This is a genomic window from Bradyrhizobium sp. (assembly GCF_017881085.1).
GTDB lineage: Bacteria > Pseudomonadota > Alphaproteobacteria > Rhizobiales > Xanthobacteraceae > Bradyrhizobium.
Window position 1 is genome coordinate 1 of record NZ_JADGRI010000069.1, and the last position, 18860, is coordinate 18860.

At 63.1% G+C, this 18860-nt stretch carries 22 protein-coding genes; 10 read left to right on the forward strand and 12 right to left on the reverse strand.

All coding sequences use genetic code 11. The annotated features are described in order from the left end of the window. The 3 genes from QZ213_RS09185 to QZ213_RS09195 all read right to left on the reverse strand — a co-directional run. The coding region (locus tag QZ213_RS09185) for an NADPH:quinone oxidoreductase family protein (RefSeq protein WP_291685751.1) at nt 1–821 on the reverse strand (821 nt) is incomplete at its 3' end. Beyond that, the gene (locus QZ213_RS09190; RefSeq protein ID WP_291685752.1) at nt 821–1438 is read right to left on the reverse strand and encodes a 2-hydroxychromene-2-carboxylate isomerase; all 618 of its coding nucleotides are present in this window, start codon (nt 1436–1438) and stop codon (nt 821–823) included. The genes QZ213_RS09185 and QZ213_RS09190, both read right to left, overlap by 1 nt. 141 nt (nt 1439–1579) lie before the next feature. Continuing rightward, complete coding sequence (locus QZ213_RS09195) at nt 1580–2281, reverse strand: glutathione S-transferase N-terminal domain-containing protein (protein WP_291685753.1); 702 nt, start codon at nt 2279–2281, stop codon at nt 1580–1582. 122 nt (nt 2282–2403) lie between these two features. Here QZ213_RS09195 and QZ213_RS09200 point away from each other — a divergent pair, with 122 nt between their 5' ends. Together QZ213_RS09200 and QZ213_RS09205 are read left to right on the forward strand one after the other, a co-directional pair. Beyond that, nucleotides 2404–3426 (forward strand): methionine synthase, encoded by a 1023-nt coding sequence (locus QZ213_RS09200; protein ID WP_291685754.1) that lies wholly within the window; start codon nt 2404–2406, stop codon nt 3424–3426. Beyond that, the gene (locus QZ213_RS09205; protein ID WP_291685755.1) at nt 3426–3671 is read left to right on the forward strand and encodes a hypothetical protein; all 246 of its coding nucleotides are present in this window, start codon (nt 3426–3428) and stop codon (nt 3669–3671) included. Before QZ213_RS09200 ends, QZ213_RS09205 begins: the two co-directional genes overlap by 1 nt. Here the strand turns inward: QZ213_RS09205 and QZ213_RS09210 are convergent. The 3 genes from QZ213_RS09210 to QZ213_RS09220 form a co-directional block, all read right to left on the reverse strand. Continuing rightward, nucleotides 3668–4282, reverse strand: a complete 615-nt coding sequence (locus tag QZ213_RS09210; RefSeq protein WP_291685756.1) for a hypothetical protein — start codon at nt 4280–4282, stop codon at nt 3668–3670. The two genes, QZ213_RS09205 and QZ213_RS09210, sit on opposite strands and share 4 nt — an antisense overlap. Nucleotides 4283–4394: 112 nt before the next feature. Further along, the gene (gpt, locus tag QZ213_RS09215) at nt 4395–4922 is read right to left on the reverse strand and encodes a xanthine phosphoribosyltransferase (RefSeq protein ID WP_291685771.1); all 528 of its coding nucleotides are present in this window, start codon (nt 4920–4922) and stop codon (nt 4395–4397) included. Between the two features lie 70 nt (nt 4923–4992). Further along, on the reverse strand, nt 4993–5730 hold the full coding sequence (locus tag QZ213_RS09220; RefSeq protein ID WP_291685757.1) for a molybdopterin-binding protein: 738 nt from the start codon (nt 5728–5730) through the stop codon (nt 4993–4995). 233 nt (nt 5731–5963) lie between these two features. Between QZ213_RS09220 and QZ213_RS09225 the strand changes: the two genes are divergently transcribed. From QZ213_RS09225 to QZ213_RS09235, 3 genes are read left to right on the forward strand one after another with little or no spacing between them, the layout of a single operon-like run. Continuing rightward, a complete protein-coding gene (locus QZ213_RS09225; protein WP_291685758.1) occupies nt 5964–7382 on the forward strand; it encodes a circularly permuted type 2 ATP-grasp protein in 1419 nt (472 codons plus the stop codon). Nucleotides 7383–7404: 22 nt separating this feature from the next. Further along, on the forward strand, nt 7405–8349 hold the full coding sequence (locus tag QZ213_RS09230; RefSeq protein ID WP_291685759.1) for an alpha-E domain-containing protein: 945 nt from the start codon (nt 7405–7407) through the stop codon (nt 8347–8349). A 44-nt stretch (nt 8350–8393) separates the two neighbouring features. Next, nucleotides 8394–9233, forward strand: a complete 840-nt coding sequence (locus QZ213_RS09235; protein WP_291685760.1) for a transglutaminase family protein — start codon at nt 8394–8396, stop codon at nt 9231–9233. Between the two features lie 124 nt (nt 9234–9357). Here the strand turns inward: QZ213_RS09235 and QZ213_RS09240 are convergent, their stop codons facing one another. Both QZ213_RS09240 and QZ213_RS09245 read right to left on the reverse strand, forming a co-directional pair. Beyond that, nucleotides 9358–9783, reverse strand: coding sequence for a hypothetical protein (locus QZ213_RS09240; RefSeq protein WP_291685761.1), 426 nt, complete (start codon nt 9781–9783; stop codon nt 9358–9360). Nucleotides 9784–9892: 109 nt separating this feature from the next. Then, a complete protein-coding gene (locus QZ213_RS09245) occupies nt 9893–10282 on the reverse strand; it encodes a hypothetical protein (protein WP_291685762.1) in 390 nt (129 codons plus the stop codon). 168 nt (nt 10283–10450) lie between these two features. On the opposite strand from QZ213_RS09245, the gene QZ213_RS09250 reads away from it, so the two are divergent. Next, entirely contained in the window at nt 10451–11197 is a 747-nt protein-coding gene (locus QZ213_RS09250) for a proteasome-type protease (protein ID WP_291685763.1), read from the forward strand. A 27-nt stretch (nt 11198–11224) separates the two neighbouring features. Beyond that, nucleotides 11225–11983, forward strand: coding sequence for an SDR family oxidoreductase (locus tag QZ213_RS09255; RefSeq protein WP_291685764.1), 759 nt, complete (start codon nt 11225–11227; stop codon nt 11981–11983). Between the two features lie 101 nt (nt 11984–12084). Here QZ213_RS09255 and QZ213_RS09260 read toward each other — a convergent pair whose 3' ends face one another. Both QZ213_RS09260 and QZ213_RS09265 read right to left on the reverse strand, forming a co-directional pair. Next, nucleotides 12085–13887, reverse strand: a complete 1803-nt coding sequence (locus QZ213_RS09260; protein ID WP_291685765.1) for an adenylate/guanylate cyclase domain-containing protein — start codon at nt 13885–13887, stop codon at nt 12085–12087. A gap of 258 nt (nt 13888–14145) precedes the next feature. Further along, a complete protein-coding gene (locus QZ213_RS09265) occupies nt 14146–15369 on the reverse strand; it encodes an MFS transporter (protein WP_291685766.1) in 1224 nt (407 codons plus the stop codon). A gap of 175 nt (nt 15370–15544) precedes the next feature. On the opposite strand from QZ213_RS09265, the gene QZ213_RS09270 reads away from it, so the two are divergent. Continuing rightward, nucleotides 15545–16792 (forward strand): nucleoside transporter C-terminal domain-containing protein, encoded by a 1248-nt coding sequence (locus tag QZ213_RS09270; RefSeq protein ID WP_291685767.1) that lies wholly within the window; start codon nt 15545–15547, stop codon nt 16790–16792. A 43-nt stretch (nt 16793–16835) separates the two neighbouring features. On the opposite strand, the gene QZ213_RS09275 is transcribed toward QZ213_RS09270, so the two are convergent. After that, entirely contained in the window at nt 16836–17396 is a 561-nt protein-coding gene (locus QZ213_RS09275; RefSeq protein ID WP_291685768.1) for a cupin, read from the reverse strand. A 151-nt stretch (nt 17397–17547) separates the two neighbouring features. Then, on the reverse strand, nt 17548–17835 hold the full coding sequence (locus QZ213_RS09280) for an usg protein (protein ID WP_079571419.1): 288 nt from the start codon (nt 17833–17835) through the stop codon (nt 17548–17550). 381 nt (nt 17836–18216) lie between these two features. On the opposite strand from QZ213_RS09280, the gene QZ213_RS09285 reads away from it, so the two are divergent. Beyond that, entirely contained in the window at nt 18217–18534 is a 318-nt protein-coding gene (locus QZ213_RS09285) for a co-chaperone GroES (protein WP_291685769.1), read from the forward strand. A gap of 89 nt (nt 18535–18623) precedes the next feature. Next, on the forward strand, nt 18624–18860 hold a 237-nt coding region (locus tag QZ213_RS09290; RefSeq protein WP_291685770.1), incomplete at its 3' end, for a TCP-1/cpn60 chaperonin family protein.

Genomic DNA, 18860 nt, shown 5'->3' on the forward strand with positions numbered 1-18860 from the left:
AGCGCCGGGTTGCGCCGCACCGCCTCGCCGGCGCGGACGCCGAGCACGCTGGCGCCCTTGATCAGCAACAGATTGGTGCGGGCGAGCCCGATGCCGCCGGTGAAGCCGATCACGAGCAGCCGCGCGCCCCAGGCGATGCAGCGCATGCTGTCCTCGAAGACTTGTCCGCCGACGGGATCGAACACCACGTCCACACCGCGGCCGTCGGTGATACGCTTGACGGCGTCGCGGAATGGCTCGCGCCGATACAGCACCAGATGATCGGCCCCCTTCGCCTGCGCCACGGCGAGCTTTTCTTCCGACGAGGCCGCCGCGATCACGGTCGCGCCCAGCATCTTGCCCATCTCGACCGCAGCGAGCCCGACGCCGCCGCCGGCGCCATGCACCAGCAGCACTTCGCCGGGTGCGAGCTGGCCGCGGTCGATCAGCGCGTGATAGGCGGTGCCGTGGGCGGCGAGAAACGTCGCGCCCTCGGCATAGTCGAAGGTTCGTGGCAGCGGAATCGTCTGCGATGGCATCACCACCGCCTCGTCGGCATAGGCGCCGTAGCGCATCTTGACGATGACGCGGTCGCCGACGGCTGCGCCCTCAGCCGCCTTGTCGACTTCGATCACCTCGCCGGCCGCTTCCACGCCCGGCGTGAACGGCAATTCCGGCTTGAGCTGATACTCGCCCGCCGCCATCAGGATGTCGGGAAAATTAATCCCGGCGGCATGAACGGCGACGCGGATTTCTCCGGGCTTCAGCGGCACGGAGGCAAATGTTTCCAGCCGCAGGCGCTCGGGCGGGCCGAGTTCGCGGCAGACGACCGCCTTCGGCATCAGGCGGCCCGCTCTTTGCGGCGGGCCAAAGCCTCGCGGATCAGCGGCATCCGGTCGTTGCCGAAATACATGTCGGTCTTGTCGATGAAGATGGTCGGCGAGCCGAAGCCGCCGCGCGCCATCACCTCGTCGGTATTGGCCTTGAGCTGATCCTTGATCGCCTGCTCGCCGATGCCTGCCAAGAACTTTTGCGGATCGATGCCGAGACCCCTGCAGATCTCGGTCAGCACTGCTTCTTGCGAGATGTCCTTGTCGGCGCCCCAATAGGCCTCGAACACCGCGCGCGCGAACGGCACCATGTCCTTGCCGTCCTTGGCGAGCCAGATGCAACCGCGCATCGCCTTGACACTGTTCACCGGAAACACCGTCGGCCGCATCTTGATCGCCAGCCCCGCCGAGCGCGCCCAGTCCGCCATGTCCTTCTTCTGGTAGGCGACCTTGGCCTCCACCGGATGTTCGCGCTGGGCGTAGACGCTGGGGTTGATGGTGTTGAAGATGCCACCGACCAGGATCGGACGCCAGACGATCTCGGCGCCGAACTCCTTTGCCAATGGCTGGATGTTATGGAAGGCGAGATAGGTCCAGGGACTGGAGCAGTCGAAGAAGAATTCGATCATGGCGTTTCCTTTTGGTTTCTTGTCGCTTCGTTGGGTGTTTAGATCGTCATTGCGAGCGAAGCGAAGCAATCCATAGTACCGCGGAAGGAAAGATGGATTGCTTCGTCGCTGCGCTCCTCGCAATGACGATGCGGATGGTGGTTACGACTTTCCCGCCATCTCCTTCGCCCTCGCGCCGAACATGTTCTTGCGCGCCTCCTCGTCGAACGGCTCCTTGACGAACTTGCCGATCGCCAGCCCCGCCTGCACCTGCGGGCGCGCGCGCACGGCGGCGTACCAGCGCTTGATGTTCGGATAATCGTCGAGCGCAAAACCCTGCGCCTTGTGGGTCATGGTCCAGGGAAAGCAGGCGATGTCGGCGATCGAATAGTCGCCGGCGACATAGGCGCCGGTCTTGCCCAATTGCGTATCGAGCACGCGGTAAAGCCGCGCCGCCTCGTCGCGATAGCGCTCGATGGCGTAAGGGATTTTTTCGGGCGCATAAAGGGCAAAATGGCCGTGCTGGCCGAGCATCGGGCCGAGCCCGCTCATCTGCCACATCAGCCACTGCGTGACGACCGACCGCCCGCGCATGTCCGCAGGGAGCAACCGGCCGGCTTTTTCGGCCAGATAGATCAGGATCGCGCCGGTCTCGAACACCGAGAACGGCCCGCCGCCGTCGGCAGGTGCATGGTCCACGATCGCCGGAATCCGGTTGTTCGGGCTGATAGCGAGAAATTCCGGCTTGAACTGTTCCCCGCCCCGGATGTTGACGGGAATGACGGTATAGGGAAGGCCCAGTTCCTCCAGCATGATCGAGATTTTCCAGCCGTTCGGCGTCGGCGCGTAATGCAGGTCGATCATTGCCTTCCCCGGCTGGTCCGCGCCGCGGCCACGGCCTGGGGCGGGCGACTTTCGTTGTTCTTGTACGCCGACCATAAGACATGGCAGACAGACGCTCAACCAGAACCCCCGGGGAGGCCCTCATGCTGTTTCCAACCACGATCGCCGGCTCCTTGCCGAAGCCGGAATGGCTGGCCGAGCCCAATACGCTGTGGGCGCCCTGGAAGTCGAAGGGGGACGAACTGGCGCGGGCCAAGCGCGACGCCACCCTGCTGGTGTTGAAACTGCAGGAGGACGCCGGCATCGACATCCTCACCGAGGGCGAGCAGTCGCGGCAGCACTTCGTTCATGGCTTCCTGGAAAAGATCGACGGGATCGATTTCGCCCACAAGGTCGAGATGGGAATCCGCAAGGACCGCTACAAGGCGATGGTACCGCAGGTGGTGGCGCCGCTGCGGCTGAAAGGCCGCGTCCACGCCGACGAGGCCCGTGTCGCCCGCACCCACACCACGCGGAAACTGAAATTCACCCTGCCCGGCCCGATGACCATCATCGACACCATCGCCGACAAATATTACGGCGACCGCGTCAAGATGGCGTTCGCCTTCGCCGAACTGCTCAACGAGGAAGCCAGGGCCTTGCAGGCCGACGGCGTCGACGTGATCCAGTTTGATGAGCCCGCCTTCAACGTCTACATGGACGAAGTCTCGGACTGGGGCATCAAGGCGCTGGAGCGCGCCGCCGAAGGCCTGACCTGCGCCACCGCGGTCCACATCTGTTACGGCTACGGCATCAAGGCCAATACCGACTGGAAAGAAACGCTCGGAGCCGAGTGGCGGCAGTATGAGGATATCTTTCCGGCGATCGACCGCAGCTCGATCCAGCAGGTCGCGATCGAATGCCGCAATTCCAGGGTGCCGCTGGAACTGCTCAGCCTGCTCAAGGGCAAGATCGTTCAGGCCGGCGTGATCGACGTCGCCAGCGACACCGTGGAGACCGCGGAGGACGTGGTCCAGGTGATCGACGCGGTGTCGAAATTCGTGCCGAAGAGCAACATCGTCGCCACCACCAATTGCGGCATGGCGCCGATGCGGCGCGATATCGCGGAGGCCAAGCTGCTGGCGCTCGGCGCCGGCGCGAAGCTGGCGCGGCAACGGCTCGGCTGATGGGCTCGCCGAGACCCGCTGCAGCGGTGCTGGCTGCGCTGGTCGCCGCCACCGCGTTGCCGGCGCACGCCGAAGGCCGCGCCGAGCTTGTCACCTGCCAGGCCATGGTCGATCGCGCGGCGCAAGCGCCGGCGTCAGCGCAGCCCGACGAGGCGGCGCTTGCGCGTTGCCGGCAGATCATCCGGGACTGGACGCTGCGCGAGTCCAGGATGAGCGTCGACGAAAACGGCAAGCCGCTGCGCTAAGCGACCGCGCTCGGATGCAGCACCGGTTGATATCCCGCTGACAGCGCCCGCAGCGTCGAGGGCGGGGTCAGCAGCATGGCCTCCTGAAGCGCGTTCGGCGCGGCGCGATAGCCGGCCGGCGACCACGCGTGCGCCCGGCCCTGTGCAATCAGATAATTCTTGTTGCCTTCTTGCACCATCGCGCCTTCAGGCAATTGCTCCACCGGCATCGGAAGCGGATGCAGCCGCTTCGCCCTGCCCGCCAGCCGCTCGCGGTGAAGCACGGCGTCGATCTCGCGTGCGAGAACATTTGCGACATGATTGCCTTCCTCCCAGGCGGCGCGAAACCGGTTGGCGTCATCGCGGCGGCAGAAGAAGCACGGGCGGTGCCCCGCCGCCAACGCGGTCGCCTCATCGAGAAAGAACAGCTCGGTCCAGCTACGGCCGCCCATCACCTTCCGTCGACGTCCGCGGAATTCGCAGACGCAAATGAGCCAGGCCTGATTCGTCCAGCGCTGGGTCAGTGTCTTCGTCGCGGGGTCATGGATGATGCCGCGGTTGCCGGTGAACAGGCCGCGATGCGGGGTGGCGATGATGTCGCCTGACGGCGTGACGCGGTTTTGCAGCGGCATTTATGGCTCGACCGTTGGCCAACGCCGTCATTGCGAGCGAAGCGAAGCAATCCATCGCGCGGCATCATGGATTGCTTCGTCGCTTACGCTCCTCGCAATGACGGCTAAAACATCACGCCGCGCCGTCGCGGATCGGCGGCTGGAATGACAGCGCGGTATCCCAGGGAAAGAAGATCCAGGTGTCCTGCGACACCTCGGTGATGAAGGTGTCGACCAGCGGCCGGCCCATCGGCTTGGCGTAGACGGTGGCGAAATGAGCATCCGGCAGCATGTCGCGCACCAGCCGCGCGGTCTTGCCGGTGTCGACGAGATCGTCGACGATCAGCAAGCCCTTGCCGGTGCCGGCGCCGAGTTTCGCGGTGTCGGCCGATACGCCCTTCAGGACCTTCAGTTCGTTCCGCGTGGTGTGATCGTAGCTCGTGACGCAGACGGTATCGATCACGCGCAGGCCGAGCTCGCGGGCGACGATCGCCGCCGGCACCAGGCCGCCGCGGGTGATGGCGATCACGGCGTGGAACGGGCCCACTTCGTTCAGCCGCCAGGTCAGCGCCCGGCAATCCCTGTGAAACTGGTCCCACGAGACCGGAAAGGCCTTGCCCGCCCGCTCCTGCGCGCTCAGTTCCGGATGCTCCGCCATCATCATTCTCCCGTATCCCGGATTGCGGCCGCGGCCATCGCGCCGGCGCTGCCTTTCCCCAACGACCGATCCGCTAGCGGACCACGTTCAAACCCGCCAGCATTTCCTTCACCGCATTCATCGCCGCGGCGAGTTTTTCTGGATCGCGGGAGCGGACCACGAGATTGGTGTTCGGCTTCTGCTCCTCGTCGATGAAGGGGTAGCTGCCGATGACGGTGTCGGGATGGGCGCCCGCGATTTCGCGCAAGGGGCCGCCGATGTCGCCTTCCCGCGCATTGGCGCGCACCGTGTCCGACAGCATCCGCACGCCTGATTTGAGCTTCGGCGCGACGATATCCATCATCGCCTGCATGATCGAGGGCACGCCGGCCATCACGATGACATTGCCGATCTTGAAGCCGGGCGCCAGGATGGTCGCGCTCTGGATCAGTTCGGCGCCGTCGGGAATCCGCGCCATCCTCAAGCGCGCCTCGTTCAGATCCTGCGCGCCCCAGCGCTCGCGGAATCGCCCTACCACCTCCGGATGATGGTCGATGCCGACGCCGAACGCCTTGGCGACGGCATCGGCGGTGATGTCGTCATGGGTCGGCCCGATGCCGCCGGTGGTAAAGATGTAGTCGTAGCGTTTGCGCAACGCGTCCAGCGCCGCGATGATGTCGGCCTCGTCATCGGCGACGACGCGGACCTCCTTGAGGTCGATCCCGATATTGGTCAGGTATTCGGCGATGAAGCCGATGTTCTTGTCCTTGGTCCGGCCGGACAGGATCTCGTCCCCGATCACCAGAATTCCCGCGGTGACGATCTCGCTCATGGCCTCTCCTCGCCCTGCATTTTGACCTTGCTCAACCCACACCTCGAAGTCACGGGGTATTGCTGCCGGAATAAGCAGACGGCAGCCGGTTTTTCAGGCAAAGCCCGGAACCATCCATAGCAAATGCCCCAGGCGAATGCATATCGCGCTGGCCCGGGCCTTGCTACCATCCCTTTAAGTCATGCACTGTCCCGCATGGCCCATGGGAACAGCCAGGAAAACAGTCGGGGTTTATGGCAGTTGCGTTCGATGAGATGAATGGGCCCGGCAGCGACGTCCGCCCGGCCTACCAGGAGCTCTCTCGCTGGCTGGCGGAGACGCCACCGGACGCCCTGGAATATCGTCGTCAGGAGGCGGAGCTATTGTTCCGCCGGATCGGCATCACCTTTGCCGTCTATGGCGACGCCGAGGCCCAGGAGCGACTGATCCCCTTCGACGTGATCCCCCGGATTATCTCGGCGAAAGAGTGGGCGATCCTGGAAAAAGGACTGAAACAGCGGGTGCGCGCGCTCAACATGTTCCTGCGCGACATCTATCACGGCCGCGACGTGCTGCGGGCCAATATCATCCCCGACGACCTGATCTTTCAGAACCCGGTATTCCGCCCCGAGATGAACGGACAGGACGTGCCGCACGACGTCTATGTCCACATCGCCGGCATCGATATCGTCCGCGTCGACCCGGAGAATTTCTACGTCCTGGAAGACAATGCGCGCACGCCCTCGGGCGTGTCCTACATGCTGGAAAACCGCGAAATCATGATGCGGCTGTTTCCGGACCTGTTCGCTCGCCACCGCGTCGCACCCGTGGAAAAGTACCCGGACGAGCTGTTGTCGGCACTGCGGTCGGTGGCCCCGCTCAGCGCCGCAGCCGAGCCGACGGTGGCGCTGATGACCCCCGGCGTCTACAATTCCGCCTATTACGAGCACTCGTTCCTGGCCGACAAGCTCGGCATCGAGCTGGTCGAGGGCCGCGACCTCATCGTCAAGAACGACGAGGTGTTCATGCGCACCACCGAGGGCTTGAAGCGCGTCGACGTCATCTACCGCCGGGTCGATGACGACTACCTCGATCCCCTCACCTTCCGCCCGGATTCCGCGCTCGGCGTGCCCGGGCTGATGTCGGCCTACGCGGCCGGCAACGTCACCTTGGCCAACGCGGTCGGCACCGGCATCGCCGACGACAAGGCGGTCTATTCCTACATGCCGGACATCGTGAAATTCTATCTCGGCGAAGAACCGATCCTGAAGAACGTGCCGACCTGGCGCTGCCGCGAGCCCAAGGATCTCGCTTACGTGCTCGACAATCTCGGGGAATTGGTGGTGAAGGAAGTGCACGGCTCCGGCGGCTACGGCATGCTGATCGGACCTGCCGCGACCAAGGCGACCATCGAGGCCTTTCGGGATAAACTAAAGCGCGAGCCCGAGGGATTCATCGCGCAGCCGACGCTGGCGCTGTCGACCTGCCCGACCTGCGTCGAGAGCGGGCTGGCGCCGCGCCACGTCGATTTGCGGCCGTTCGTGCTGACGGGGAGCAATCACGTCACCATCGTGCCGGGCGGGCTGACGCGGGTGGCGCTGAAGGAAGGTTCGCTGGTGGTGAATTCGAGCCAGGGCGGCGGCACCAAGGACACCTGGATATTGGACGAGTAGAGATAAAGAGCAAGATTCCCGCATGCTGTCGCGCACCGCCGAAAACCTGTACTGGCTCGCCCGCTATGTCGAACGCGCGGAATATCTGGCGCGCACCATCGAGGCGACGCTGCGCGTCACAGCACTTCCCAACACCTATGTCGGCAAGACCAACGAGTGGGATTCGGCGCTGCTGACGGCGGGCGTCAGCGCCAGCTTCTATCAGATCCACGAGGAGGCCAACGAGCGCAACGTCGTCGACTATCTGTCGTTCGCCCCGGAAAATCCGTCCTCGATCCGCAACTGCATCGAAAACGCCAGGCTCAATTCGCGCTCGGTACGCACCGCGCTGACTAGCGAGATGTGGGACACCATCAACTCGGCCTGGATCGATCTTCAGGAGGTCTGGGGCAAGGGCACCAAGAGCCGCGAGGAACTGACGAAATTCCTGCGCTTCGTGCAGGAAACCTCGCTGCGGTTCGACGGCTCGGCCTACCGCACCATGCTGCGCAACGACGCCTACTGGTTCTCGCGGCTGGGCCTGCATCTGGAGCGCGCCGACAACACCGCCCGCATCCTCGACGTCAAATATCACGTGCTGCTGCCGGAAGAGGAACATGTCGGCGGTCCGCTCGATTATTATCAGTGGACCTCGATCCTGCGCTCGGTCTCGGCGCTGACCGCCTATCACTGGGTCTACCGGGAAACCCTGAAACCCTGGCTGATCGCCGACCTTCTGATCCTCAATGATTCGCTGCCGCGTTCGCTCGCGAGCTGCTACGGCAATCTGGTGCGCAATCTCGACCAGATCGGCGTCGCCTACGGCCGTCAGGGGCCTTCCCAGCGCCACGCCCGCGGGGTGCGCAACCGGCTGGAGCACAGCCACATGGACGATATCTTCCAGCACGGGGTCCACGAGTTCATCCAGGAATTCATTTCGGATAACGCGCGGCTCGGGGAAATCATCACCAAACAATATCTGGTTTAAGAGCTAGCCTTGACGGCTCCCAAAAGATTCGGAAATGCCACCTCATGCGCCTGCGAATTGCCCATACGACCAGCTATCGCTACGAGCCGCCGGCCAGCGGCGTCATTCAGATCCTGCGGATGACGCCCAGCAGCCACGACGGGCAATACGTTGCCGAATGGCAGATCGATGTCTCCACCGATTCACGGCTGCAGGTGCATCAGGACGCCTTCGGCAATGTCACGCATGTGCTGACCGAGGGCACGACCGCCGATCTCACCATCAACGTCGAAGGCCTGATCGAGACCCATGACACCGGCGGCGTGCTCAGAGGCACCGACGAGCGCTTTCCGCCGAGCCTGTTCCTGCGCTCGACACCGCTGACCGAAGTCAATCCGGCGATGGCGAATTTCGCCCGCGAGCTGCGCTCGGAATCCGAAGACGACGTGCTTGGATTCCTGCATGCGCTGATGACCCAGATCAACGAACACATGACCTTCGACGAAGATCCCACCAACAGCGGCACCTCGGCGGTGGAAGCCTTCAGCCTGAAGCGCGGGGTGTGCCAGGACTACGCCCATATCTTCATCGCCTGCGCGCGCTCGGGGCTGGTGCCGGCACGCTTCGTCGCCGGCCATTTCCTGCGCTCCGACGGGATGGTCAACCAGCAGGCCGGCCACGCCTGGGCGGAAGCGTTCGTGCCGGATCTCGGCTGGATCGGCTTCGATCCGGCCAACGGCATCTGCACCACCGACGCCCATGCGCGGGTCGCCATCGGGCTCGATTATCTCGGTGCGGCGCCGGTGCGCGGCACCCGTTACGGCGGCGGCATGGAGACGCTGACGGTGGCGGTCAAGGTCGAGCAGGCCGGCGGCCGGCAGGGTCAGTGGCAGAGCCAGTCGTAAGTCCCGCGTCGTCATTCCCCGGCCTGTGGCGCGCCGCCCGCGGGAAGTTGATCCCTGCCCGCTTGTGAACCGGATTGTCGTCGGCAAATATGCCGCACCAGGTTGCAATCCGCCGCTCCCCGCCTCAGCGTATGCGCGCAATTGCTCCGGCGATGATCTGCATCGTCACGCCAACGACCCATCCCAGCATGATCATGATCGTCCAAAAGATGTGAGGCTCTCCACGAAACACAATCACATTGACCGATACAAATGCCATCCATGTGGCGAGAAACGTGCCTACGGCACTGAGGAATTCTGCAATATCGATCTTTCCATCGGAATCGTCAGACTCGCCATTTGGTTCATGAAAAGGCAGAGCGGGAGTATCAATTCCCAGATAAAACCCGATTGCGCCGGCAATCATCATAACGACGATAAAGCCCTGGGAAGTGAGCATGTCGATGCTCGACCCTACATGGGCGGCAACGAACAATCCGCATGCTGCTCCGGCCATCGCGAGCCCGATGCGTTCCAGAACATGGGCAGATTTTCTTACGCGGAATCGCATCGTCGCAACTCACGGAGTGCGAGGAGAGCAGGTTAGGACATTTTTGTTCTGTGTGGAAGGCATTGCACGTCCGAAGCCCGGGTACAGCCGCTCCGGAGTGACGCGAGCGTCAGTACTCGCAGCTCCGGTAATTCGACGCCTCGCAGGCCTCCGTCATTTCGCGCGCCTGGAGCCGTTCCTCAGGCGTCATGGTCTGCGACACCTCGTGCAGCTCCGCTCTTGCCCTGGTGTCGCCGAGCGCGGCGGCGCGGCTCAACCAGACGAAGGCGCGGACCGGACTGCGCGAGGCCCCCTGGCCCCGGCGGTACATCACCCCGAGCAGGCTCTGCGCCTTCGCGTTGCCCTGTTCGGCCATGGCCCTGAATACCCGGATCGCCGGCACGTAATCGCCGCGGTTATAGGCCGCCATGCCGTCTTCCCAGGGGCCCGCGACGGCCGCTGCGCTGCCCAGAATTTGCGCGGCCAGGATCAGGCCGCCGATGACCATTCGCTTTTTCATGAGCCGTCCCCGCCCTGGATTCGACGGATCGTTTTCTAACCGTTCAATATCCGGTGCGCCACCGGGGAATTGCAGCAAACCGCGGCAGGAAGGCCCGAATGGGGTTGGAGCATCAGGCAAAATTGGCTAGTAATTCTCGGCGTCTGATGCGCGTTCGGGGACCCGGGAATGACCTATTGCTGCGGAGTTTTGGTGCGGGACGGGCTGGTCATGATCGCGGACACCCGAACCAACGCCGGCCTCGACAACGTCTCGACCTTCCGCAAGCTCCATATCTTCTCGAAGCCCGGCGAGCGCGTCATGGCGATCGCCAGCGCCGGCAATCTGGCGATCAGCCAGTCGGTGCTGTCGACGCTGACCGAAGGGCTCGAGGATCCGCACACCGGCGAGATCGAGACGCTGTTGAATGCGCCGACCATGTTCCAGGCGGCGCAGCGCATCGGCCGCGCGATCCGCACCGTGCACGCCACCGAGGGCACCGCGCTGCAGTCCGAGGACATCAATTTCGACGTCTCGTTCCTGTTCGGCGGCCAGATCAAGGGCGCGCGGATGCGGCTGTTCATGGTCTATCCGGCCGGCAATTTCATCGAATGCACCACCGACACGCCGTACTTGCAGATCGGCGAGCACAAATACGGCAAGCCGGTGCTCGACCGCGCCATGCATTACGATGTCGAACTGTACGAAGCGCTGAAGACCAGCCTGATCTCGATGGATTCGACGATGCGATCCAATCTCGGCGTCGGCCTGCCGATCGACGTGCTGGTGGTGCGCACCGACGTTTGCGACGCCGATCTCAATCACCGCATCGAGGCGGGCGAGCCGTATTTCCACGATCTGCGATCGCGCTGGTCGGCGGCGTTGCGCGCGGCGCACCAGAATATTCCGCGACCACCCTACAAGACAGAAACCTGAACCAAGAACATAAAGGGCGAGGAAACAATGACCGAGGCAGCAAACAGAGTAGCGCTCGTGACGGGTGCCGGCACCGGTGTCGGACGCGCGGCGTCGCTGGCGCTGATGAAGGCCGGCTTTACGGTCGTGCTAGCCGGGCGGCGCATCGAGATGCTGCAGGAAACCCAAAAACTCGGCGACAATGTCGGCAAGAGCCTGCCGGTTTCCGCCGACATGACCGATCCCGGCTCGATCGCCGCCTTGTTCGCCAAGGTGATGGACGTCTACGGCCGGCTCGACGTGCTCTTCAACAATGCCGGCATGGGTGCGCCGCCGGTGCCGTTCGAGGATCTCGGTCTGGCGCAGTGGCAGGCGGTGGTGAACACCAATCTGACCGCGCCGTTCCTGTGCACCCAGCACGCGTTCCGCATCATGAAGGACCAGACGCCACGCGGCGGCCGCATCATCAACAACGGCTCGATTTCCGCGCACGCGCCGCGGCCGTTCTCCGCGGCCTATACCTCGACCAAGCACGCCATCACCGGTCTCACCAAGGCCACCAACCTCGACGGCCGCGCCTACGACATCGCGGTCGGCCAGATCGACATCGGCAATGCCGCGACCCCGATGACCGACCGCATGGTCGACGGCGTGCTGCAGCCCGACGGCCGCAAGATGCCGGAGCCGCGCATGGATGCGAAAGCGGTCGGCGACGCCGTGGCCTACATGGCGACCTTGCCGCTCGACGCCAATGTGCTGTTCATGACGGTGATGGCGAGCAAGATGCCGTTCGTGGGACGGGGATAAGGACATGTCTCGTCCTTCCCGCGTAGCCAGGACACGGCGAGCGCTTACAGAAACACCGATAAAACGGGCACAATTCAGCGAGGAAGCAAGACGCGCCGCAGTCAATCAGGTATACCAACGCTCAGATTGATCCGCTCGACCGCTGCGGCCTGATGCTCCGGCTTGCGATAGCGCAAATACATTTGCCTCAGATGCTGCTTTCGCAAATGAGGATAAAGGGTTTGAATACGGGCCAGTTGCTTATCGGCCTCAGCGCTGTTCCCAAGCCTCATCGCCTCACTATAAAGCGCGACGATACCGTGGACGTCTGTCGGGCTCAGCGCCAGTAGTTTCCTCGCCCAACCAGTGAAGTCGTCATGCTGTCGTAGCCCAGCACATGCAACCATATGGCTTCTCAAGGCGGCAATAGCGTTAGCCAAATCGAGTGGATTGAGGCGAACGGCTTCGTTCAACGCTTGCCGTGCGTCTGGCATGTCTCCCATCAAGGCCGTTAGGTAGCCCTTGATCGACCAAGCCGAAGCGAAATTAGGGTTGATCGCAATAGCCCTGTCCGCCAAAGCAAGACCGCGTTCCACATCATCGTCCAGGTTGCCAATTGTGAAAGCCGCCACGCCCAATACTGCGTCGTCCGCTGGAGCCAGTTCAAGAGCGCGCGAAGCGAGCTTGATCGCTGCCGCTCGTTCGTCGTCTGAAATTGTATGAAGATAGGTGTAGTACCGATTGTGTATGCAGAAAGCGGCTTGCACATACGCCAGCGCAAGGTTCGGATCGAGCGATATAGCGGCCTCAAACTCACCTTGGGCCTGCTTAATTTTCTCGAGTGTTCGCTGATGGAACAGCGCTAGACCGCGCAAGTAGTGGTCGTAGCCGCCCCAACTATCCGCGGGCTTTCTTTCCAATAGCTCTGCGCTGGCAAGCATAAGCTGAGGCACAACGGCTCCCACGACGCCCACAGCAACACTGTCTTGCAGCTCGAATATATTTTCCAGCGAACCGTCGAAGTTGTTGGCCCACAAATGCGCGCCAGTTGCCGCTTCGATCAATTGACCGGTGATACGCACACGACTGCCCGACTTGCGAACGCTACCTTCGAGCACATACTGGACGCCAAGCTCACGTCCAACCTGCTTTATATCGACCGCTTTCGCCTTGTACACAAATGACGAATTGCGCGCGATGACGAAAAGGGATTTGAAACGCGACAATGCGGTTATGATGTCTTCCGCCATTCCGTCAGCGAAATATTCCTGATCGGGATCACCGCTCATATTTTGGAACGGCAGGACAGCTATTGAGGGCTTGTTAGGCAGTAACGGCGGCTTGGCTGGGTCCAACAAGATGCTCTGGGGACCTTCGGGTGACTGGATCGCCGGTTTTTGGGGGCCAACTACGAATGCCCGGACTGGCTCTTCGATGTTCTTGACAGTCTGCATACCGAGGTCCGTGAACTCGAGCGGCAAGATTTTCCGTACCTGATCATAGGTCACACCGGAGATGCAGAGCCCGCCAGCCTTAGCCAGCGTCTGCAACCGAGCAGCGATGTTTACCCCATCACCAAACAGGTCACCCGCGCGGACCATCACGTCCCCGACATGAACCCCCATGCGGAAATTGATGTGACGGCTCTCAGGAAGCGTTGAGTTGGCTTTGGTCAGGGTATCCTGAGCTTCCATGGCACAGCGGACCGCATCCACGGCGCTGGCGAACTCCGCAAGCACGCTGTCGCCAGCCGTGTTGGCTATGCGGCCTCCATGCGACGCAATTAGTCTGTCCAGGATTTCCCGGCGCGCAGTAAGGGCATCAAGAGTAGCAACCTCATCGGCCCCCATTAGGCGGCTATAGCCCTCAACGTCAGCCGCAAAGATAGCAGCCAATCGGCGCTTAACTTCAACTGGGTCTGCCAAGGGTAGCCCCGGTGCATAAGGTTTCCGCTGGGGTATTTTGATACGTCAGCGCTAACCGGGTCAACGGCGGCAGCTACTACCGCTGCTCTCTTTGGGGGCTGAAGTAGTCCCAGCTGGAGCGGCCGTTCTGGCTTTTTCAGGCGAACAGAGGTCCCGCGGGGGGATGGAGCGCAGTGACCGACGGCCTTGCGTGAAGACTCCCGGATTTCGCTGCGCTCCATCCGGGCTACGCCGTTCTCGAGGACACGGCCAGCATCCCTACTCCAGCCGCTCGACATTGCGCAGCGTCGGAAACAGCTTCATCCATAACAGCGCCACTGCGACCGTGCCGACGCCGCCCAGCACCGCCGCCGGCACCGCGCCCAGCAGGGCGGCGGTGACGCCGCTCTCGAACTGACCGAGCTGGTTGGAGGCGTTGATGAACAGGAAGTTCACCGCGCCGACGCGGCCGCGCATCTCGTCCGGCGTGGCGAGCTGGACCAGGGAAAAGCGGATTACCACGCTGACGGTGTCGGCCGCCCCCATGATTGCCAGCGCCAGAATCGAAAGCCACATCCACTGCGAAATGGCGAAGACCACCGTCGCCACCCCGAACACGATCACGGCCTGGAACATCCGCAATCCCACGCGCCGGTGGATGGCGTGGCGCGCCAGCACCGCGGTCATCAGCAAGGCGCCGACCGCGGGCGCGGCGCGCAGAATACCGAGACCGAGCGGGCCGGTCTCAAGGATATCGCGCGCATATATCGGCAGCAGCGCCGTTGCGCCCCCCAGCAGCACCGCGAACAAATCAAGCGAGATCGTGCCCAGGATCGCCGGATTGTTACGGACGAACCGGACGCCGGCGAACAGGTCGGCCGGCGTCGCTTCATCCCTGACGGCAGCCGGCTGCGTCAGACGGATCGCCCCCATCAAGACGGTGCCCGCGAAGCAGAACGCCACCATGATGGCGTAGGGCAAGGCCGGTGAAACGACGTAGGCGAGGCCGCCAAGCGCCGGACCGGTGATGGTCGCGATCTGGCCGACACCGCTCGATATCGCGGTGGCGCGCTGCAGCGAGCCTGGCGGAGCGACCAGCGGCAGCAGCGCGGCCGTCGCCGGACTTTCGAACGCGCCGGCCGTTCCAAGCACGGCCATGGCCACGAAAATCTCCGGCACCGTGAGCGAGCCGGCATAGGCGCCCCATGCCAGCAACAGCGCCGTCAGCGCCTCGACGATCAGGCAGATTTGCACCACCCGCTTGCGCTCGTAGCGATCGACCGCGTGTCCCGCGGCGAAGACCAGCAACGCTGTGGGAAGAAACTGCACCAGCCCGACCATGCCGAGATCGAACGCGCTGCCGGTCAGGTCGTAGATCTGCCAACCGACCGCCACGGCTGCGATCTGGCCGGAGAAGCGCGAAAAAGCCCGCGACAGCACGAAGAGCAGAAACGAGGGATGTTTGAGCAGGGCGCTGGCGCCGGCGGGCATCAAAGGCGGCATCGTTCAACCGGTTCTGCATCACGTTCGAATGGAGCAGTCACCCGCTCCAAATCCGGTATGAGGCCGTGGCTGAGCCCTGCCCCCTTGTCAATGCCGGCGTTCAGGCGTTCGCGGGATACAGCATTGCACTTCGAAGCTTCGCGCTGCCATAATCCCCGCGGGCCTCGGGGGAGTCATGCTTCAATTGCAATCGGCGTTCGGCGTGTTCGCGTTGCTCGCGATCGCCTGGGCGCTTGGCGAGAACCGCCGCAACGTTTCGCTGCGGCAGGCGGCCATCGGCCTCGCCGTCACCCTTCTGACCGCCGTCGCCCTGATCAAACTGCCGATCGTCGCGCACGCCTTCGGCGTCATCAACGACGCGGTCGGGGCGATTTCGTCGGCCTCGCGCGCGGGCACCTCGTTCGTGTTCGGCTACCTCGGCGGCGGCGCGCTGCCGTTCGACCTGAAGGCGCCGGGCGCGGATTTTATTCTGGCGTTCCAGGCGCTGCCGGTAGTGCTCGTGATGAGCGTGCTGACGACGCTGTTGTTCTACTGGCGCATCCTGCCGCCGATCGTGCGCGGCATGGCGTGGCTGCTGGAGCGCACCCTCGGCGTCGGCGGCGCGGTCGGACTTTCCACCGCCGCCAACATCTTTCTCGGCATGGTGGAAGCGCCCTTGTTCATCCGGCCCTATCTCGCGCAACTCACGCGCAGCGAATTGTTTCTGGTGATGACCGGCGGCATGGCCGGGATCGCCGGCACCGTGCTGGTGCTCTACGCCACGCTGCTGGCGCCGTTGATCCCGGATGCGGCGGCGCATTTCGTCATCGCCTCGGTGCTCGGCGCGCCGGCGGCGATCCTGATCAGCCTGATCATGGTGCCGGAGACCAGCAACGTCAGGACCGGCGGCGCGCTTGGCGATCCCGAGATGCACGCCTCTTCCACCATGGATGCGATCGTCAAGGGCACGGTTGCCGGCCTCGAGCTGCTGCTCAACATCGTCGCGATGCTGATCGTGCTGGTGGCGCTGGTCTATCTCGCCAACGCCGTTCTGGGACTCTTGCCCGATGTCGGCGGGAGGATTTCATTGCAGCGGATGCTGGGATACGTCATGGCGCCGGTGTGCTGGCTATTGGGCCTGCCGTGGCCGCAGGCGATCACCGCGGGCAGCCTGATGGGCACCAAGACCGTGCTCAACGAACTGATCGCCTATGTCGATCTGTCGAAACTCGGCGCGGACGCGCTCGATCCGCGCTCGCGGCTGATCATGCTCTACGCAATGTGCGGTTTCGCCAATTTCGGCAGCCTCGGCATCATGATCGGCGGCCTCGGCACCATGGCGCCGGAGCGACGCGAGGAGATCAATTCGCTCGGATTGAAGTCGATCGTCTCGGGCACGCTGACCACCTGCCTGATGGGCGCGATCGTCGGGGTGCTGACGTAACCTCCGCCGTCATTCAGCGGCGCCGCGGAACGACGGCGGCGTTTCAGACCGCCAGTTCGACGGTCTTGAACTCCGCGGGCAGGATCACCTCGAGCAACTCGACGTCGTCGGAATAATCCATGATCAGATGCTTGATGAGGGGCGGCTGGATCCAGGCGCTGCCCTGCTCCATCAGGCATTCGCCCTGCCCTTCCATGTAGGTCTTGACCCAGCCTTTCAGGACATAAACCATCTGGAAGTCGACGTCGTGGAAATGCAGTTTTGAAACCTCGGCCGGATCGCAGGGCCCGACCAGCCGGATCACATGCGCCTGCGCCAGGCCGTTGGTCGCATCCGCGAAGCCGAGGTCGCGGTATTGCGCGTAGGCGCGCAAGCCGTCGGCCTTGAAATCTTCCTCGCGGTGATGGCTGATGGCGACGCGCTGTTTGGCGCGCGCCCGCCTGGCGGGGGCCGGCCCGCGGCCTTTCGACTTGAGCTTCTTTCGCGCCGTGGATTTGGCGGCGGTCTTCCTGGTAGCGGTCTTGCCGGCGGTCTTGCGCGCGGGCGATTTTTTCTGCGCAGCGGTGCGGCTTGCTGCCTTCGATTTCGGCTTCTGCTTGGCCATCGACGTTCTCCCCTTCGGTGTCGTGGGAAGACGTTAGCACAGATCCGCTTCGTGGGGTGGGCTAAGCGCAAGCGAGCCCACCATCAAGCGACGGAGAAAGCAGCGGTGGGCGCGGCGCGAAGCGCGCCCTTGCCCACCCTACAAGATCCGTTCAGTGCAGCCGGAACACGCCGTCGACGGCGCGCAGTTCGGCGGGCTTGATCAGCTTGGAGTGCGCCACGGTGACCGAGAACAGCGGGCCTTCGAGTTTCTCCTGCCAGAAGGCCAGAAAATCCTTCAGCGCCGGGAATTTCGGAAACAGGTCGTAATTCTGCCAGACATAGGTCTGCAGCAACGACGGGTGATCCGGCATCCGATAAAGAATTTGCGCCGTCGTCAGCCCATAACCCAGCACCTGCTTCCGGAAATCATCGGAAACAACCCCAACCCGCGAAACCATGCCAAACCTCCATTGCTGGAGCGCATTTCACGAAAGTGGCCGCCAACCGGAGCCACTCCGGCGGAGATGCGCTCACATGAGAGAAATGTGACGCACGATACCAACGCATCACAAGCTTAAATGTTTAACGATCTGTTGAAAAATGTCGCGTTAGCAGCAGCTTACCGCACGTGCTAATACGGGCCTCGGGGACCGGCCGGGCGGATTAACGATGCTTAACGAAATTGGCAGGCGTCATATTTGAGTGCCAATTTTTCTGCTAGAAGCCCTTGTTCCCCGCCAAAGTCTGGCCTATGTCCAGTGAAGTCGCGCTGGCACTCGCTAGCACAGACTGCCAAAATTCAAATTTCGACAACATCTTCAGAAACTTAGGAGGACTGCATGAAATTCCGTCCGCTTCACGACCGCGTTGTGGTCAAGCGCATCGACGCCGAAGAGAAGACAGCTGGCGGCATCATCATCCCGGACAGCGCCAAGGAAAAGCCCTCGCAGGGCGAAATCACCGCTGTCGGCCCGGGCGGCCGTGACGAAGCCGGCAAGCTGATTCCGATCGACCTCAAGGTCGGCGACCGCGTGCTGTTCGGCAAGTGGTCCGGCACCGAGGTCAAGCTCGATGGCGAAGAGCTGCTGATCATGAAGGAGAGCGACATCATGGGCGTTCTCACCGACCTGCCCGCCAGCAAGAAGAAGGCCGCGTAAGCCGCCGACGCACACGCTCACCCTGAGGAGCGCCCGCGCGGCGCCTCTGGACGGGGTGAGAGACAGACATCAACTCAGGGAAACCCAATATGTCAGCTAAAGAAGTCAAATTCGGCGTCGACGCCCGCGATCGCATGCTGCGCGGTGTCGACATCCTCGCCAACGCCGTCAAGGTGACGCTCGGCCCCAAGGGCCGCAACGTCGTGCTCGACAAGTCGTTCGGCGCTCCCCGCATCACCAAGGACGGCGTCACCGTCGCCAAGGAAATCGAGCTTGAGGACAAGTTCGAGAACATGGGCGCCCAGATGGTGCGCGAAGTCGCCTCC

Coding starts and splice junctions, on each gene's coding strand:
- QZ213_RS09190 (WP_291685752.1), bottom strand. CDS start 1,438: ATGATCGAATTCTTCTTCGACTGCTCCAGTCCCTGGACCTATCTCGCC.
- QZ213_RS09195 (WP_291685753.1), bottom strand. CDS start 2,281: ATGATCGACCTGCATTACGCGCCGACGCCGAACGGCTGGAAAATCTCG.
- QZ213_RS09200 (WP_291685754.1), top strand. CDS start 2,404: ATGCTGTTTCCAACCACGATCGCCGGCTCCTTGCCGAAGCCGGAATGG.
- QZ213_RS09205 (WP_291685755.1), top strand. CDS start 3,426: ATGGGCTCGCCGAGACCCGCTGCAGCGGTGCTGGCTGCGCTGGTCGCC.
- QZ213_RS09210 (WP_291685756.1), bottom strand. CDS start 4,282: ATGCCGCTGCAAAACCGCGTCACGCCGTCAGGCGACATCATCGCCACC.
- gpt (WP_291685771.1), bottom strand. CDS start 4,922: ATGATGGCGGAGCATCCGGAACTGAGCGCGCAGGAGCGGGCGGGCAAG.
- QZ213_RS09220 (WP_291685757.1), bottom strand. CDS start 5,730: ATGAGCGAGATCGTCACCGCGGGAATTCTGGTGATCGGGGACGAGATC.
- QZ213_RS09225 (WP_291685758.1), top strand. CDS start 5,964: ATGGCAGTTGCGTTCGATGAGATGAATGGGCCCGGCAGCGACGTCCGC.
- QZ213_RS09230 (WP_291685759.1), top strand. CDS start 7,405: ATGCTGTCGCGCACCGCCGAAAACCTGTACTGGCTCGCCCGCTATGTC.
- QZ213_RS09235 (WP_291685760.1), top strand. CDS start 8,394: ATGCGCCTGCGAATTGCCCATACGACCAGCTATCGCTACGAGCCGCCG.
- QZ213_RS09240 (WP_291685761.1), bottom strand. CDS start 9,783: ATGCGATTCCGCGTAAGAAAATCTGCCCATGTTCTGGAACGCATCGGG.
- QZ213_RS09245 (WP_291685762.1), bottom strand. CDS start 10,282: ATGAAAAAGCGAATGGTCATCGGCGGCCTGATCCTGGCCGCGCAAATT.
- QZ213_RS09250 (WP_291685763.1), top strand. CDS start 10,451: ATGACCTATTGCTGCGGAGTTTTGGTGCGGGACGGGCTGGTCATGATC.
- QZ213_RS09255 (WP_291685764.1), top strand. CDS start 11,225: ATGACCGAGGCAGCAAACAGAGTAGCGCTCGTGACGGGTGCCGGCACC.
- QZ213_RS09265 (WP_291685766.1), bottom strand. CDS start 15,369: ATGCCGCCTTTGATGCCCGCCGGCGCCAGCGCCCTGCTCAAACATCCC.
- QZ213_RS09270 (WP_291685767.1), top strand. CDS start 15,545: ATGCTTCAATTGCAATCGGCGTTCGGCGTGTTCGCGTTGCTCGCGATC.
- QZ213_RS09275 (WP_291685768.1), bottom strand. CDS start 17,396: ATGGCCAAGCAGAAGCCGAAATCGAAGGCAGCAAGCCGCACCGCTGCG.
- QZ213_RS09280 (WP_079571419.1), bottom strand. CDS start 17,835: ATGGTTTCGCGGGTTGGGGTTGTTTCCGATGATTTCCGGAAGCAGGTG.
- QZ213_RS09285 (WP_291685769.1), top strand. CDS start 18,217: ATGAAATTCCGTCCGCTTCACGACCGCGTTGTGGTCAAGCGCATCGAC.